Source organism: Marinibactrum halimedae (assembly GCF_021234875.1).
Classification (GTDB): domain Bacteria; phylum Pseudomonadota; class Gammaproteobacteria; order Pseudomonadales; family Cellvibrionaceae; genus Marinibactrum; species Marinibactrum halimedae.
Window position 1 is genome coordinate 35357 of the sequence record NZ_JAJQVM010000020.1, and the last position, 15352, is coordinate 50708.

Annotated in this window: 13 protein-coding genes; 10 read left to right on the forward strand and 3 right to left on the reverse strand. The window is 46.5% G+C overall.

Features of this window, described 5'->3' with window-relative positions:
* Positions 1-69: 69 nt before the first annotated feature.
* The 5 genes from motD to LU351_RS12430 all read left to right on the forward strand — a co-directional run bounded on the left by motD (position 70) and on the right by LU351_RS12430 (position 5316).
* Complete coding sequence (motD, locus tag LU351_RS12410; protein WP_232594398.1) at positions 70-1191, forward strand: flagellar motor protein MotD; 1122 nt, start codon at positions 70-72, stop codon at positions 1189-1191.
* A 339-nt stretch (positions 1192-1530) separates the two neighbouring features.
* Complete coding sequence (locus tag LU351_RS12415) at positions 1531-2307, forward strand: ParA family protein (protein WP_232594399.1); 777 nt, start codon at positions 1531-1533, stop codon at positions 2305-2307.
* An 18-nt stretch (positions 2308-2325) separates the two neighbouring features.
* A complete protein-coding gene (locus LU351_RS12420) occupies positions 2326-3780 on the forward strand; it encodes a chemotaxis protein CheW (RefSeq protein WP_232594400.1) in 1455 nt (484 codons plus the stop codon).
* Between the two features lie 292 nt (positions 3781-4072).
* Complete coding sequence (locus tag LU351_RS12425) at positions 4073-4558, forward strand: chemotaxis protein CheW (protein WP_232594401.1); 486 nt, start codon at positions 4073-4075, stop codon at positions 4556-4558.
* A gap of 131 nt (positions 4559-4689) precedes the next feature.
* On the forward strand, positions 4690-5316 hold the full coding sequence (locus LU351_RS12430) for a DUF2802 domain-containing protein (RefSeq protein ID WP_232594402.1): 627 nt from the start codon (positions 4690-4692) through the stop codon (positions 5314-5316).
* Positions 5317-5329: 13 nt separating this feature from the next.
* On the opposite strand, the gene LU351_RS12435 is transcribed toward LU351_RS12430, so the two are convergent.
* Genes LU351_RS12435 through ubiG form a run of 3 tightly spaced genes read right to left on the reverse strand, consistent with a single transcriptional unit; the run spans position 5330 to position 7568 of the window.
* The gene (locus LU351_RS12435; protein ID WP_232594403.1) at positions 5330-6097 is read right to left on the reverse strand and encodes a YciK family oxidoreductase; all 768 of its coding nucleotides are present in this window, start codon (positions 6095-6097) and stop codon (positions 5330-5332) included.
* A gap of 41 nt (positions 6098-6138) precedes the next feature.
* Positions 6139-6819, reverse strand: coding sequence for an HAD family hydrolase (locus LU351_RS12440; protein ID WP_232594404.1), 681 nt, complete (start codon positions 6817-6819; stop codon positions 6139-6141).
* 47 nt (positions 6820-6866) lie between these two features.
* On the reverse strand, positions 6867-7568 hold the full coding sequence (ubiG, locus tag LU351_RS12445; protein WP_232594405.1) for a bifunctional 2-polyprenyl-6-hydroxyphenol methylase/3-demethylubiquinol 3-O-methyltransferase UbiG: 702 nt from the start codon (positions 7566-7568) through the stop codon (positions 6867-6869).
* A gap of 768 nt (positions 7569-8336) precedes the next feature.
* On the opposite strand from ubiG, the gene gyrA reads away from it, so the two are divergent.
* The 5 genes from gyrA to aroA all read left to right on the forward strand — a co-directional run bounded on the left by gyrA (position 8337) and on the right by aroA (position 15331).
* Positions 8337-10910 carry a DNA gyrase subunit A gene (gene gyrA / locus LU351_RS12450; protein ID WP_232594406.1) on the forward strand — a complete coding sequence of 858 codons (2574 nt, stop codon included), beginning with the start codon at positions 8337-8339 and terminating at the stop codon, positions 10908-10910.
* A gap of 236 nt (positions 10911-11146) precedes the next feature.
* On the forward strand, positions 11147-12268 hold the full coding sequence (pheA, locus tag LU351_RS12455; RefSeq protein WP_232594458.1) for a prephenate dehydratase: 1122 nt from the start codon (positions 11147-11149) through the stop codon (positions 12266-12268).
* 207 nt (positions 12269-12475) lie between these two features.
* Positions 12476-13093: an adenylyl-sulfate kinase gene (gene cysC, locus LU351_RS12460; RefSeq protein WP_232594407.1), complete on the forward strand. Its 618-nt coding sequence runs from the start codon at positions 12476-12478 to the stop codon at positions 13091-13093.
* A 30-nt stretch (positions 13094-13123) separates the two neighbouring features.
* Entirely contained in the window at positions 13124-14008 is an 885-nt protein-coding gene (locus LU351_RS12465; RefSeq protein ID WP_232594408.1) for a prephenate dehydrogenase/arogenate dehydrogenase family protein, read from the forward strand.
* Between the two features lie 6 nt (positions 14009-14014).
* Positions 14015-15331, forward strand: coding sequence for a 3-phosphoshikimate 1-carboxyvinyltransferase (gene aroA, locus LU351_RS12470; protein ID WP_232594409.1), 1317 nt, complete (start codon positions 14015-14017; stop codon positions 15329-15331).
* Positions 15332-15352 lie beyond the last annotated feature (21 nt).

The window sequence follows — 15352 nt, forward strand, 5'->3', positions numbered from 1 at the left end:
TGAAATGGCAACGATATAGAAAAGAGCGGTGAGATAAGAACGGTGAGAGAACAGCGGCGACGCGTTGAAATGAGTATGAATCACGAGCGCTGGTTGGTGTCTTACGCCGACTTTATCACCTTATTGTTTGCGTTTTTTGTGGTGATGTATTCCATTTCTCAAGTCAATGAAGCGCAATACAGAGTGCTTTCTGAAACCTTGTCGGCGACATTCAGTCAACCGGAACGAAGTATTGATCCTATCCAAATTGGGGAGCCGGTGAGTGGGCGAGAGCCCAGTGTGATTAACACCGGCGAGGTGCCCGATAATCCTATGATGGGAGAGGGTGCCTTTGAGCAGACGGCGCCTTTACCACAGGGTATTGAGTCTCCGCCAGAAAGTGATACGGACTCTTTTGCGGTGGCTGAAGGTGCCTCGCCGACACCGCTATCGGCCATGGAGGAAGCCTTGCTGAATGAATTTAAAGATCTAGTGGATGATGAGCTGGTGGTGGTGAGTGCGAATGAATCTTGGTTGGAAGTGCAATTAAATGCCAAAATTTTATTTGATCCGGCCAGTGCTACCCTCACTTTGCAAGCACGCTCTATTTTCGATGATATTGCGACGATTTTGTCGCCCCACGCCAATGCTATCTCTGTCGAAGGGTTTACGGATAATACTCCGATTAATAATGCTCGGTTTCCCAGTAATTGGGAGTTATCTGCGGCCCGTGCTGCTGCCGTGGTGAAGCGTTTAGCCGGAGCTGGTATAGATCCCGCGCGCCTGTCGGCGGTGGGTTATGGTGAGTTTCGACCCGTGGCCAGCAATCAGACGGAAGCCGGGCGTGCGCTTAATCGTCGCGTGGGATTGCTGATCGCGCGTGAGTTGGCGCCACGCCCATTGGTTACTCCTTCATTGTCCACCCCCTCGTTATCTGATCCTGGTGATTCACAAGGGCGTGATGAGTCATTGTCGCCACCAGTTCAACCATCAGGAACCGAAAGCACGTTATCTTCATTGCAACAACTGGATGAATTAAATGCTCTGCCCGCGGCCACTGAAACAACCACTCTCAATGATGTATTGCAAAAGGGGGATGTATCCGGTGCGCCTCCATTAAGAATAGAGCCAGTACGTACTGAAGGTGGTGGTTTGTTGTTCACCAGTGACCCTGATTTATTACGGGAAAATACCACAGGCGATGACAATTAGTCAGTGATGGCGGTTTCAGGTGATGGCAGTGGTTAAGTAGCGGCAATGATACTGGGCAATCACAATAAGCAAGCGTGATGGTTAAGGTATCGCTTGTTAAACTATAGCTTGTTAAGCATTCTCTAGTGTTCAGTCTTTACTGGAAAATTCAGCGCTAATTCATTAAAAAAGATCAAAAAATTACAAATCTTCCGCAAAGTTTTTCCCACTATCGCCGATAAAAACTCTAGACGTATCGTTGAGCGAATAAATAACCAAGGGGTGTCTCATGTATTGTACAGAGGCCAAAATGCCTAAGTGCCATTTATCTGGCCTGTGTTTAGCGGGTTGAGGTGAATTTTGCGTATTTGGACGGTATCAAACCAAAAAGGTGGCGTAGGTAAAACCACTACGGCGGTCGCCTTGGGTGGGTTGGCGGTCGACAAGGGCATGAGAGTGTTGTTGTTGGATTTGGACCCTCATGGCTCCATGACCAGTTATTTTGGTTTTAATGCCGATACCCGTTTAGCTTCATCGTTTAACCTTTTTGAGAACCCAAAACGCTTGAATGCCACGTTGGTATCAGAGTTGATTGAGCCTACGTCTCTGTGGGGGCTGGATATGATACCGGCGTCCACAGCATTAGCGACGCTGGAGCGTCAGGCCATTGGCAAAGATGGTATGGGGTTGGTGGTTATGAAGGCACTACAGCTAGTGGCATCGGATTATGATCTGGCCATTATCGATACGCCTCCTTTGCTGGGGGTATTGATGGTCAATGCCTTGGCTGCGTGCCAGCAATTATTGGTGCCAGTGCAGACGGAACATTTGGCGGTGAAAGGATTAGAGCGTATGGTGCATACATTAACCATGTTAGGTAAATCGCGGAAATCGCCATTGTCTTACACGATCGTACCCACACTGTTTGATCGCCGAACTCAGGCATCCGTAATGAGCTTACGGCATATTCGCAATCAATACCCCGATCACGCATGGGCGGGTATGATTCCGGTGGATACGAAGCTTCGTGATGCCAGCAAAGCCGGTATTGTGCCTCACAGTTTTGATTCAGAGAGCCGTGCGGTGGCAGCCTACAAATCCTTACTCAAGCTAATGTTTGAGAAGACCAAGCGCTAACGCCATCAGGAGGTAGTTTTGGCGAGCTCGACCCCCAAAAGTCCAGACGCATTATTGTCTTCTTACTTGGACTCTCTTTTAACAGAGGAGGGCTTGGGCTGCCATGCGGATGAAGGAGACAATGTAGATGAAGGAGACAATTTGCATGAGGGGATGAGCGCGAGTGAGCCTGTTTTTCCATCGAGTGAGGATGCATCAAGTGAATCAATTTCTGCGTCGGTGTCTAGCTCTGAGTTTCGAATCAATGGCACCGACTCTTATGAATCTTCACCACCCCCGGAGGTGAGGGTTTCAGAGTCAAGGGTTTCAGAAACCGCTGTCTTACCCGAGTCGGTAGGTATTCAATCACGTTTGACAGAAAAAACACCGTCAACGCATCGGGCACCGTCTCTTCATGTGAAAGATGTTCGAAAACCGGTTACAGAACGAACCAAAGCTCGTTATGAATCCATCGGCTCATCTTTGGAAAAATACACTCAAACGCTAGAGCCTCACCCACGCGTTGATCAGTCTGAGCCTGTGACGTTACCGAAGTCGACCTCTTCGGCCACACCAACCTCCACTACTACTCCAAATTCGGTGATGTCTCCGACGATCAATGCTAACGCCGTGACGTCCGCGTCGATGACTTCCAGCCCGGTTGAGGCTAAGCCTCAACACAAAATGAATGCGTTGTCATTGCCCCGTGAGCCGGAGCCTGTTGACGATTTATTGGCACAAAAGCGTGCACAGGTTGAAAAATTACTGAAAGGGGCGGTCGCAAAACCGTTAATAGAAACAAAAGTAGACACCAAAATCCCAGAGGTGGAGGTTAAAGCGAGAGTTGATGTTGGCGAACAGCAGGATGTAGAAGCGAAAAAGCCCCTCAAAATAAAAACGGACATAGACACTCGAAAAACGATCGAGGTGGCACCAACGGAGGTAGCCACTCCAGCAGAGCCTGATGCTGAAGTGATATCGCAAAGCGATGCCGCTGTGGATTCGCATTTGGAATGGTGTGAAAACGGACGGCCACAATGGGCACAGAATCGCTTCGAGGTATTGTTATTCAGTGTGTCTGGCTTGACGTTAGCCGTGCCGTTGGTGTCATTGGGTACCATTCACCCTCTTACAGACGAGTTGACCCCATTGTTTGGTCAAGCTGACTGGTTTATGGGGCTGCAACCAACGGCAATGGGGAAGATTCGAACTGTGAATACCGCATTATTTGTGATGCCTGAGCGTTACAAGCCAGAGTTTTCAGACAGTTTTAAATACGTTATGAGCATTGATGGTTTGCCTTGGGGGTTGGCGGTGGATGAGGTGAAGCAACCCATTTCCCTAGACCCTGATGAAGTTAATTGGCGCTCTGGTCGCGGCAAGCGCGCATGGTTGGCCGGAACGGTGAAAACCCATATGTGTGCATTATTGGATATACCTAAGCTGGGCCATGAGTTGGAGGTAAATGATAAAAATAAGCAGCCAAAATCCTGACAGTTTTTTATTCCCACTTTTTCTGCCTTCTCTATTGTTTATTTCTTTTCCGTATTGTTCCCCATTCTTTGTTAAAAGCTCATCTTCTATTTTTTGATTTCGTCGAAAGGGTATTTCTGCAAACACCATTCTTTAATGGATTTTTGACTATGCTGATAGAGGTCACGGTAAAACAGCGCCTGCGTCATACAGGTTATCGGTGACAAGCTTGGCACGGTTAGTGCTATTACCTACAGTAAAGCAGTAATGTGTTTATTTTTTTGACGCTTGAGTGAGTTGAGGGCTCGAGATTATGGCTGGAAATCAAAATACCCAAAAAGCCAGTGAAGATCCGGTATTGCAGTGGGTAACCTTTAAATTAGTGGGTGAAACCTACGGCGTGAACGTAATGCAGGTGCAAGAAGTCTTGCGTTATTCTGAAATTGCGCCAGTACCCGGTGCGCCCACCTATGTATTGGGGATTATTAATTTACGGGGTAACGTAGTTACGGTCATTGATACTCGTAATCGTTTTGGTTTAGAGCCTGGCGATATTACCGACAATACCCGTATTGTCATTATTGAGGCTGATAAACACGTGATTGGCATCTTAGTCGATAGCGTGGCGGAAGTGGTGTATTTGCGTCAGTCCGAAATTGAAACAGCTCCGAACGTGGGTAATGAAGAAAGCGCTAAATTTATTCAAGGGGTTTGTCATAAAAATGACGAGCTTTTAATTTTGATTGATTTGAATAAATTGCTTTCTGATCGTGAATGGGCAGAGCTGGACGATATCTAAGATGTCATTCAGTTGGACGATATTTAATTGAACGATATCCAGTGAGAAGATTTCTGACTGAAAGGTATTGAGTTGGAACGGTTTTTAAATGGTGCTGTTGCGTAAGCAAAACGTAAATCGAGGTGATGGTGATGTTAACGTTGGCAGAATTCGCACAACCTGAATCTGTGGCAATGGCCGTTGTGGTCAGTTGGTTGGCCTTGGCATTAGTGTTGGCGGGGTTCTATATGTTATATCAACAGCACCGTGCCACCGTAAAAGCCTATCGCCGACTCCAACTGGAGATTGACGCCATCAATACCAATGCAGTTGGTGTAGGGCGTAAAGTGGTGTCTGTCGAGCAAAAGGTGGCGTCGGCATTATTGTCACTCAGGTCTTCTGCTCCACAAACTTCATCCCATTCTGATGGCCGTTACAAATCGAATGAGGCTCAAACGGTCAACCAACAATCCTCCATTTCGAACGCTATCAATTCGTACTCTACTGGCTCGCAATTGACTCATCCTTCTCATCCTCAATCTATCAGTCGACAATCTACCAACCGACAATCTACCAACCAACAGCCTGGTAATTCACAGCGTGCCTCTGAGATAAGACCGGAACCCTCTCACTCAGAAGCGGCCAGTAGTGGCGCTTATGGTATGGCGTCCCGTTTACTTACCCAAGGCGTTGGCGTTAATGAGGTTGCTCGACGTTGTGGTTTGTCGGTGGCTGAAGCCAATATTATGCGTTTGGTGCATCAGCGCTCAGCGGGGTAAGCTGGCCACAGATTTACTGAGCTTTGAAGTGTTGGCCGTTGACATCAACGCTGTCGTTGCTCATCAAGTAAACATAGAGCGGCATGTGTTGTTCGGGCGGAGCCACACTGGCAGGGTTTTCGGCAGGGTAGGCCGCCGCTCTCATGTTGGTGCGCGTTGCTCCAGGGTTTAAGGTATTAATTCGTACCTGATTGACACCGTCCCATTCGTCAGCAAGGACTTCACAGAGGTTTTCCACTCCTGCTTTTGATACCGCGTAGGCACCCCAAAACCCACGGCCCTTATGCCCTACCGACGAGCTCGTAAAAATGACACTGGCTGAGGGGGCGTGTTCCAGCAATGGCAGTAAGGTTTTCGTCATTAAAAAATTGGCAGTTAAGTTGACTTGCAATACTCGACTCCAAGTGTCTGCATCATAGCTTTGAATGGGGGTGCGTTGGCCGAGCTCACTTGCGTTAAATAAAATACCATCAATGCGGCCAAACTCTCTTTCGAGTGTGTTGCACATGTCGATGTAATCTTTTTCGACTGCACCTTCAAAGTTAATCGGGTAAATAGCAGGTTGCGGGTTACCGGCTTGTTCTATTTCGTCGTACACCATTTCAAGTTTTGGGGTGGTTCTGCCTAATAAAATGACAGTTGCACCAAAGGCGGCGTAGGTTTTTGCGGCAATTCTTCCAATGCCATCGCCCGCACCGGTTACCATAATAATTTTGTCTTTTAGGCAATTTTCCGTAGGGGAAAATTGTTCGGGTAGGCTGAGTTGTGTTTCATTGGTCATGGGCAATAGTGACTTTTCTTCAAAAAGGTTTTCAATAAAGCTTACAGCGTTAATAAAGCTTGCAGCGTAGGCCAGAGGTCTTGAGGGGATTCACAAATGGCATCAGCCTCCCACAAATTGACGTTTTCCTCTTTTTTAATGTAACCCCATTTAGCGGTGACGGTTGCCATGTTGGCAGCGCGTCCCGCTTCGATATCCCGAATATGATCTCCAACATAAATACTCTCCTCGGGAATGCAACGGAGCTTTTCGCAGGCTAGGAATAAGGGTTCTGGGTGTGGTTTTGTTTGTGATACGTGATCTGGACAAATAACCACGGGGGCGGAGATATTTAATGCTTTTAATAACGCATCGGTATACAACCAGGGTTTATTGGTGACGATGCCCCACTGGATTTGGTGGGCTTGCAATAATGACAGCAATATTTCTATGCCAGAAAAATAAGTAGAGGTTGTGATACCGGGTTTGAGTTGCTCAAGGTAGCGATCAAGTAGCTCTTGGCGCAAACGCTGAAATTCATCACCGCTTTCGTCTTCAGTAAAGGCCAGTTTAATGAGTGCTCGCGCTCCATCAGAAACGGTAGCGCGAATACGCTGTTCGTCCAGTGGCGGCTGTTGATAGTCTAAACGCATAGCATTGACGACAGTAACGAAGTCATCTGCGGTATCCATTAAGGTGCCGTCTAAATCAAACAGCACAGCACGTTGTGGTGAGATGGGCATAGTAGGTATATGAAACTAAGCTGTGTGAATTTATGTAGGGTGAAGATTTACTCTGGTTTGGTCGCGTAGAGCAAATAATTCACGTCGACATCGTTCGGTGTGAGTTTGAACTGGCGGGTCAGAGGGTTGTAGGTCATCCCCATTAATTCCTCGACGAGTAAATCGTCTTCTCGCACCCAGCGAGCCAGTTCCGACGGTTTAATAAAGCGACGATATTCGTGGGTTCCTTTGGGCACCATTTTCAAAACGTACTCGGCGGCTAAAATCATTGCGCCATAAGCTTTGGGATTGCGATTGATGGTGGATAAAAACAACTGGCCGCCCGGCTTTAATAATGTCGCGCACGCTGTGATGATGGAGGCTGGGTCTGGTACGTGCTCCAGCATTTCCAAACAGGTGACCACATCAAATGTGCCCGCTTGCTCTTCGGCAAGGGCTTCAGCGGCCACGCATTGATAATCAATATTCAGCCCGCTTTCTAGGGCATGCAGTTTGGCCACTTCTAATGGCGCTTCGCCTAGGTCAATACCCGTAACCGTTGCCCCTCGTTGAGCAAGGCCTTCGGAGGCAATGCCGCCACCGCAGCCGATATCCAATACTTTTTTTCCGGCGATATTGGCTTTTTCATCAATGTAATTGCAGCGTAGAGGGTTAATTTCGTGAAGGGGCTTAAATTCACCAGAGGGATCCCACCAGCGACTGGCAATGGATTCAAATTTGGAAATTTCAGCGGGGTCGACATTAGTCATTCTTGATGTCTCGTTCCGGAGTTTGGAAAGCGTGGCTTTAGGCTATTGTGGCATAGATCGTGGCATAGACTGTTGTGACACAGACTTTTTACTTCAGGTCGTTAGGGCCACAAGTCACTTACCGCCAGTGCCTGCGAGTGCTTTCTTTCAATAAAATTGGCATAGAGAACAGGCTCTATCATTAAATAACGATCTTACCCTATTTTTTTATGTGAGTTGTATGAATCAGGCGTATCTGAGAATGATATTCGGAAATGCATTGTATTGGAAAAGGGGATTTCACTGTATGGCGGCGCCTCAATAATATTCTATCTCGTTTTTTAGAGAGGATAAGGGCGAATAAAGGTGAGTTAATGGAGCTTATCAGAAACTATAAATTGTTCACAAAATAAACAGGTTGAAATTGGAGTCGTATTGAGCCCTCAGATTTACGTATCTTACTGATTTTTATGGTAGTATCAGGCTCCACTAACGTCTTGATTTCAGGGCGATACAAGCTTCATAGTGCATTGTTTGTATTGCAGTATGTTGAAAAAAATCGGGTGAAATAAACCGGGTAAAAATGTGTGGTCAAAAAGCATTCAGTTTTTTCTGCACCCGTGTGTAAACATGTATTTGGGGCGCAGTTATAGGTGTAGTTATGGATTTAGTCGTTATGGATTTAGTAGTTATGGGTTTAAACGAACAACGTGTTATGCCTGCATCTGTACCACCTGTGTGCATTTTATGAATGATTCTACGACCGTCGGTTAACGTGGCGAATACTCTATGGCAGAACTAGCAAAAGAAATCTCCCCTGTAAATATTGAAGATGAGCTCAAGCAGTCTTACCTCGATTACGCAATGAGTGTCATTGTGGGTCGCGCGTTACCAGACGTTAGAGACGGCTTGAAACCAGTACATCGCCGTGTGTTGTATGCCATGAGCGAGTTGAAAAATGACTGGAACAAAGCGTACAAAAAATCCGCGCGTGTCGTGGGTGATGTAATCGGTAAATATCACCCCCATGGTGATTCAGCGGTATACGACACCATCGTCCGTATGGCGCAGCCGTTTTCATTGCGTTACACCTTGGTGGATGGACAGGGGAATTTTGGTTCTATTGATGGTGATGGTGCCGCCGCCATGCGTTATACCGAAATTCGTATGGCCAAAATTGCCCATGAATTATTGGCAGACCTGGACAAAGAAACCGTCGATTTTGTAGAAAACTACGACGGTACTGAACATATCCCGGATGTAATGCCAACTCGCGTACCGAACCTGTTAGTGAATGGGGCATCGGGTATTGCGGTCGGCATGGCGACCAATATCCCTCCTCATAATTTGCGTGAAGTGATTTCTGGCTGTTTGACACTGATCGATAATCCAGAAACCAGCATTGATGAATTAATTGAAATCATTCCCGGGCCAGATTTCCCGACGGGTGCCATCATTAACGGGCGTGCCGGAATTCTTCAAGCGTATCGTACGGGCCGAGGTCGAATTTACGTTCGCGCTAAAACTGATATTTTGCGAGACGATAAGGCCAATAAAGAAACCATTATCATCACCGAAATTCCATATCAGCTGAATAAAGCCCGGTTAATCGAAAAAATTGCCGAGTTGGTGAAAGATCGCAAAATTGAAGGCATTAGTGAGCTGCGCGATGAGTCGGATAAAGACGGCTTACGGGTTGTGATTGAACTTAAGCGCGGTGAAATGGGCGATGTTGTGTTGAATAACTTATTTGCACAAACCCAATTGCAAAGTGTCTTTGGTATCAACATCGTAGCGCTGGTGGATGGCCAGCCTAAAGTGCTAAACCTTAAGGAGTTACTCGAACTCTTCTTATTGCACCGCCGCGAAGTGGTGACACGTCGTACAGTTTATTTATTGCGTAAAGCTCGTGAGCGCGGTCATATTCTGGAAGGCTGGGCAGTTGCTATTGCCAATATTGATCCTGTTATTCAGTTGATTAAATCCTCCCCAACCCCTGCGGATGCAAAAGAAGCGCTAATCGCTCAAGGTTGGCCCATAGGTGACGTAAAAGAATTCCTGGATCGTGCCGGTGAAAATGCCTGTCGACCAGAAGACTTACCAGCTGGCTTTGGTGTGAGAGACGGCCACTACTATTTATCTCCTGCTCAGGCACAAGCGATCTTAGAGCTGCGGTTACATCGCCTCACTGGAATGGAGCATGAGAAGCTCCTCAAAGAGTACGAAGAGAAACTGGCACAAATTGGAGAGTATTTAAACATTCTCACAAACTCTGTACGTCTTATGGAAGTCATTCGTGAAGAATTAGAAGAAATTCGAACGAATTACGGTGATGAGCGTTTGACAGAAATTCAAAGTTCACAAACCGATTTGACGATCGAAGACTTAATCAGCGAAGAAGATCGTGTGGTGACTATTTCCCATGGTGGCTATGCGAAAACGCAGCCATTGGATGCTTATCAATCCCAGCGCCGTGGTGGTATGGGTAAAGCAGCAACGTCGGTGAAAGATGAAGATTTCATCGAACACCTCATGATTGCTAATACACATGAAACACTCCTTTGTTTTACTAATGCCGGTAAAGTGTATTGGTTAAAGGTCTATCAAATTCCGGTAGCCGGTCGTCAATCGAGAGGGCGCCCTATGGTCAACCTCTTACCACTGGCAGATGATGAGCGTATTACTTCTATTTTGGTAGTGAATGAGTATGACGATGATCACTACATCTTCATGGCAACCGCCAACGGTACTGTGAAGAAAACACCGTTATCTCAATTCTCCAGGCCACGCAGTGTGGGTTTAATTGCCATTGGTTTGGAAGAGGGTGACCATTTAGTGGGCACCGCGATTACAGATGGGAACTGTGATGTCTTACTTCTGAGCTCGTCTGGCAAAGCGGCACGCTTTAAAGAATCGGATGTCCGCCCAATGGGCAGAACCTCTCGTGGGGTGAGAGGTATTCGCATGACAGAAGAGCATCGTGTGATTTCGATGGTGATTCCGAAAGAAAGTGGTCGCATTCTGACGGTGAGTGAAAACGGATTTGGAAAGCGCACGGATGTGAGCGAATACCCAACAAAAGGGCGAGGCACTCAGGGGGTTATTGCCATGGCAGTGTCTGAACGTAACGGCGCTGTGGTAGGTGCGATACAGGTGTTTGATGGAGATGAAATTATGCTCATTTCCGATCAGGGTACGTTGGTTCGCACTCGTTCTGATGAAATCTCTACCAGTGGGCGAAATACACAAGGTGTTCGTGTTATTCGGGTGAAAGAAGGTGAGCATTTAGTGGGCATTGAGCGCATTGAAGAGTCTGCCGCAGAGGATAGCGACGACACGAGCGCTGAAAGTGGCGAAGAGTAGAATGCCATAGAGAATTAATGGTAGTAAAACGACTTTTCTATCATTAAATTTTATTTTTTTTTTGGCGACAGATTTTGTCGTTTTTCTTGCCGATTTACTTTGGGCTTGTCTGTATGGCAGGCCCATTGCTTGTCAATACACCTGTTCTGTCACAATCTATGTGGATAGTAGAGATCTATATGGATGGTACAGATTATTTTCTTGTTACTGTCGATCGTTTTAATATCGAGGCCATTATGAGCGATAAAAACCCACCACCCGAGTCTGCCAGTGATAAAGAGGCTCTCTCTCAATTGCGAGACCAAATTGATGGCATTGATCGACGCATTGGGGAATTGATCAGTGAGCGAGCTCGCTGTGCGCAACAGGTTGCTGAGGTTAAACAAAGCTCGAATATCGGGGTGGGTACATTTTACCGCCCAGAGAGGGAAGCTCAGGTACTGCGAAATATCATGGAGAAGAATGCTGGCCCTTTAACGGACGAAGAGATGGCGCGCCTTTTTCGTGAAATTATGTCGGCCTGCCTTGCGTTAGAAAAACCCATAAAGGTAGCTTATCTCGGCCCGGAAGGTACCTTTACTCAACAAGCGTGTTTAAAGCATTTTGGTCAATCTGCGGTGACAAAGGCGATGGCGTTTATTGATGAGGTATTTCGTGAAGTGGAGGCGGGCAGTGTCAATTTCGGCGTTGTGCCTGTCGAAAACTCTACAGAAGGTGTAGTTAATCACACCTTGGATAACTTTATGTTCTCCAACTTAAAAATTTGCGGAGAAGTAGAGCTAAGAATACATCAAAACCTGATGATATCCGAAGTTACCAATGTCGGTGCTATCAGTAGAATTTATTCCCATCCACAATCTTTGGCGCAGTGTCGAAAGTGGTTGGATGCTAATTACCCGAATGCTGAGCGTGTTGCGGTAAGCAGTAATGCGGAAGCCGCTAAACGGGTGAAAGGGGAATGGAATTCGGCTGCCATTGCGGGTGAGCTCGCAGCTCAACGCTATGAGTTACAAATTCTGGCTGAAAAGATTGAAGATCGGCCAGATAACTCAACCCGTTTTTTAATCATCGGTACACAAGAAGTGCCTGCCAGCGGGAAAGATAAAACCTCTATTGTGGTCTCAATGCGAAATGAGCCAGGGGCGCTTCATAATCTCTTACAACCCTTTCGTGAACACAATGTTGATTTAACTCGGGTTGAAACAAGGCCTTCGCAATCGGGTGTATGGAATTATGTATTTTTCATTGATATGAACGGACACCAGAGTGATGACACCGTGGCGGCTGCAATGGAAGAAGTTTCTTCGCGAGCTTCAGAAGTAAAAGTATTGGGCTCTTACCCTTGTGCTGTATTGTAGAGTCGCATTCTACAACACCGTATGGCAAAAAGAGGTATTTAGCGTACGGGTGATAATGTTTAACAAACAGTGTTAGAAAAGAGGTTCTTACTTTCTCTTTAAGTGCCAACGATAGGTTGGATTTTGGGAGGAAGGTTGTAAAAGGATAGAAGCCGATATTGGGTAAAGGCTAGTAACGAATTTGAACTGATGAAGAAGGGAGTTTTTATGAGCACGAATATTAAGTGGCATGATCATAAAGTGACGCATATCCAGCGTGTCGAAAAAATGCAGCAGCAACCCTGTATTTTATGGTTCACAGGGTTGAGTGGTGCAGGAAAATCGACTTTGGCAAATGCGGTAGAGCTTGAGCTTTATCGACGAGATAGACATACCTATTTGCTGGATGGGGACAATGTTCGCCATGGTTTAAATAAGGATTTGGGTTTCACGGATGAAGATCGTATTGAAAATATTCGCCGTATTGGAGAAACCTCAAAACTGTTTGTTGACGCTGGTGTGATTGTGTTGAGTGCGTTTATTTCTCCCTTTCGGTCTGATCGCGACCTTGTTCGTTCCTTGGTGAACAAAGGTCAGTTCATAGAAGTGCATGTTGCTACTTCGTTATCGGTCTGCGAGCAAAGAGATCCCAAAGGGCTTTACAAAAAAGCGAGAGCAGGGGATATCAAAAACTTCACAGGGATTGATTCCCCTTACGAAGCGCCAGAGCACCCGGAAGTGTTTGTTGATGCTGGAAAGTTAACTATCGAAGAAAGCATTGCAAAAGTCATTGATTATTTAGAATCTCATTCCATTATTCCCGTTTGTACTAGCCCTGTTGTTTAGTTGAATTTTTGTACTTTTTAGGGCAGCTTCATGAAGAAATTAGTCATAATTGGTGTGGGTTTGATTGGCTCAAGCTTGGCCTTGGGTCTGAAAACTCGCAAGTCCGCCTATGAGGTGATTGGTGTTTTTCGTTCAAAATCCAATGCAAATTTAGCACTGGAGATGGGCGTTGTTGATCGGTGTGTGTCGGATTTGGGGGAGGTTGCTGCTGAGTTAGGGGGGGGCGATATTGTGATGATGACTGTTCCTACACTATCTATAGAAGCGGTGCTTCATCAATGTCGATCTTTGTTGAGTCCTTCTGTCACGATTACGGATGGGGCGAGTGTAAAGGGAAGTGTGCGTGAAGCTGCGCTGGCTGTTTATGGTTGTATTCCATCGCAGTTAGTTTTAGGTCATCCCATTGCCGGTTCAGAAAAAAGTGGGGTCAGCGCAGCCAATCCCAATCTTTATGTTAACCATCGAGTTATTTTAACACCTATGCCAGAGACGGATCACGCTCATGTTGATGATGTGGCGAAGATGTGGCGAGAGGTGGGGGCAGAAATTTTGTTGATGGATGTTGATTTGCACGATGAAATTTTGGGTGCCACAAGTCATTTGCCTCACGTCATTGCCTATTCATTGGTCGATACTTTGGCCAGTGATGCCCATAATGAAGATATTTTTCGTTATGCGGCGGGAGGGTTTCGAGATTTTACTCGGATTGCTTCTAGCGACCCTGATATGTGGCACGATATTATGCTTGCAAATAAGAAAAGTGTATTACACTCCATTGATTTATTTACTGCGAATTTGGAGCGATTACGTGCCGCGATCGAATCTAATGACGGTGATGCCATAAAAGGGGTTTTTACTCGGGCAAAAACAGCACGTGATCACTTTACGCAACGCCTAAAGCAACAGGAAAAGTAGAGAGTTATGAGTCAGACCATTAATTACGTCGTTCAGCCAGGTGGTACTGTTCGCGGAACAGTCCGAGTACCTGGAGATAAATCCATATCCCATCGTTCTATTATGTTTGGCTCCTTGGCGGAAGGCGTTACAGAAGTAGAAGGGTTTTTAGAGGGAGCGGATGCTTTAGCTACGCTCCAAGCATTCAGAGATATGGGTGTTTCTATTGAGGGGCCTAAAGATGGAAAGGTAACCATTCATGGTGTTGGCCTTCATGGTTTGAGGAAGCCTTCTAAAGCATTGGACATGGGCAATTCGGGTACGTCCATGCGATTACTTGCAGGAATTATTGCGGGACAAAACTTTGATGCGGAATTAATCGGGGATGTTTCGTTATCCAAGCGGCCCATGAATCGAGTAGTTAACCCATTGCGTGAGATGGGTGTAGAGGTTGAGGCGGCTGAAGGTGGGCGGCCCCCTTTAAAAATTAATGGTGGAGTGACCCCGACAGCTATTGAGTATGAGATGCCAATGGCCAGTGCTCAGGTTAAATCTTGTGTGTTATTGGCGGGTTTATACGCCAATGGAGAAACTCGCGTTCTAGAGCCTGCGCCGACGAGAGATCACACTGAGAGAATGTTGCGTGGTTTTGGCTATAGCGTTAAGAGAGAAGGCGATGTCATTAGTCTTGTGGGGGGAGGAAAGCTCACGGCAACAAAAATAGAAGTGCCCTCTGATATCTCGTCTGCAACTTTCTTCATGGTGGCAGCTGCCATTACTCCGGATTCCGATGTGACATTAACTCACGTAGGCATCAATCCAACCCGTGTTGGTGTGATCAATATCTTACGCTTAATGGGGGCAAATCTTACCCTAGACAATGAGAGAGAGGTCGGTGGTGAGCCGGTCGCGGATATCCGTATTCAGTATGCGCCTCTTAAAGGTATTACCATCCCGGAAGATCAAGTCCCTTTGGCTATTGATGAGTTTCCCGCTTTGTTTATTGCAGCCGCCTGTGCGGAAGGAGTGACGACGCTTACCGGTGCGGAGGAGTTGCGAGTAAAAGAAAGTGATCGAATTCAGGCCATGGCAGATGGCTTACATATTTTGGGGGTCGATGCTCAGCCCACGCCGGATGGTATTGTGATTAAAGGCGGTGAAATGGGGGGCGGGGCTGTTGAAACACATCATGATCATCGTATTGCGATGGCCTTCTCCATTGCTGGGTTGAGGGCGACGGGTGCGATTACCGTTCAGGATGCAACCAATGTCCGAACCTCTTTCCCCAATTTCATACAGCTTGCCAATAAATTAGGAATAAGAATAGAAGAACAAATTTCTTAAGCTTCTATTATTGACCCCTTA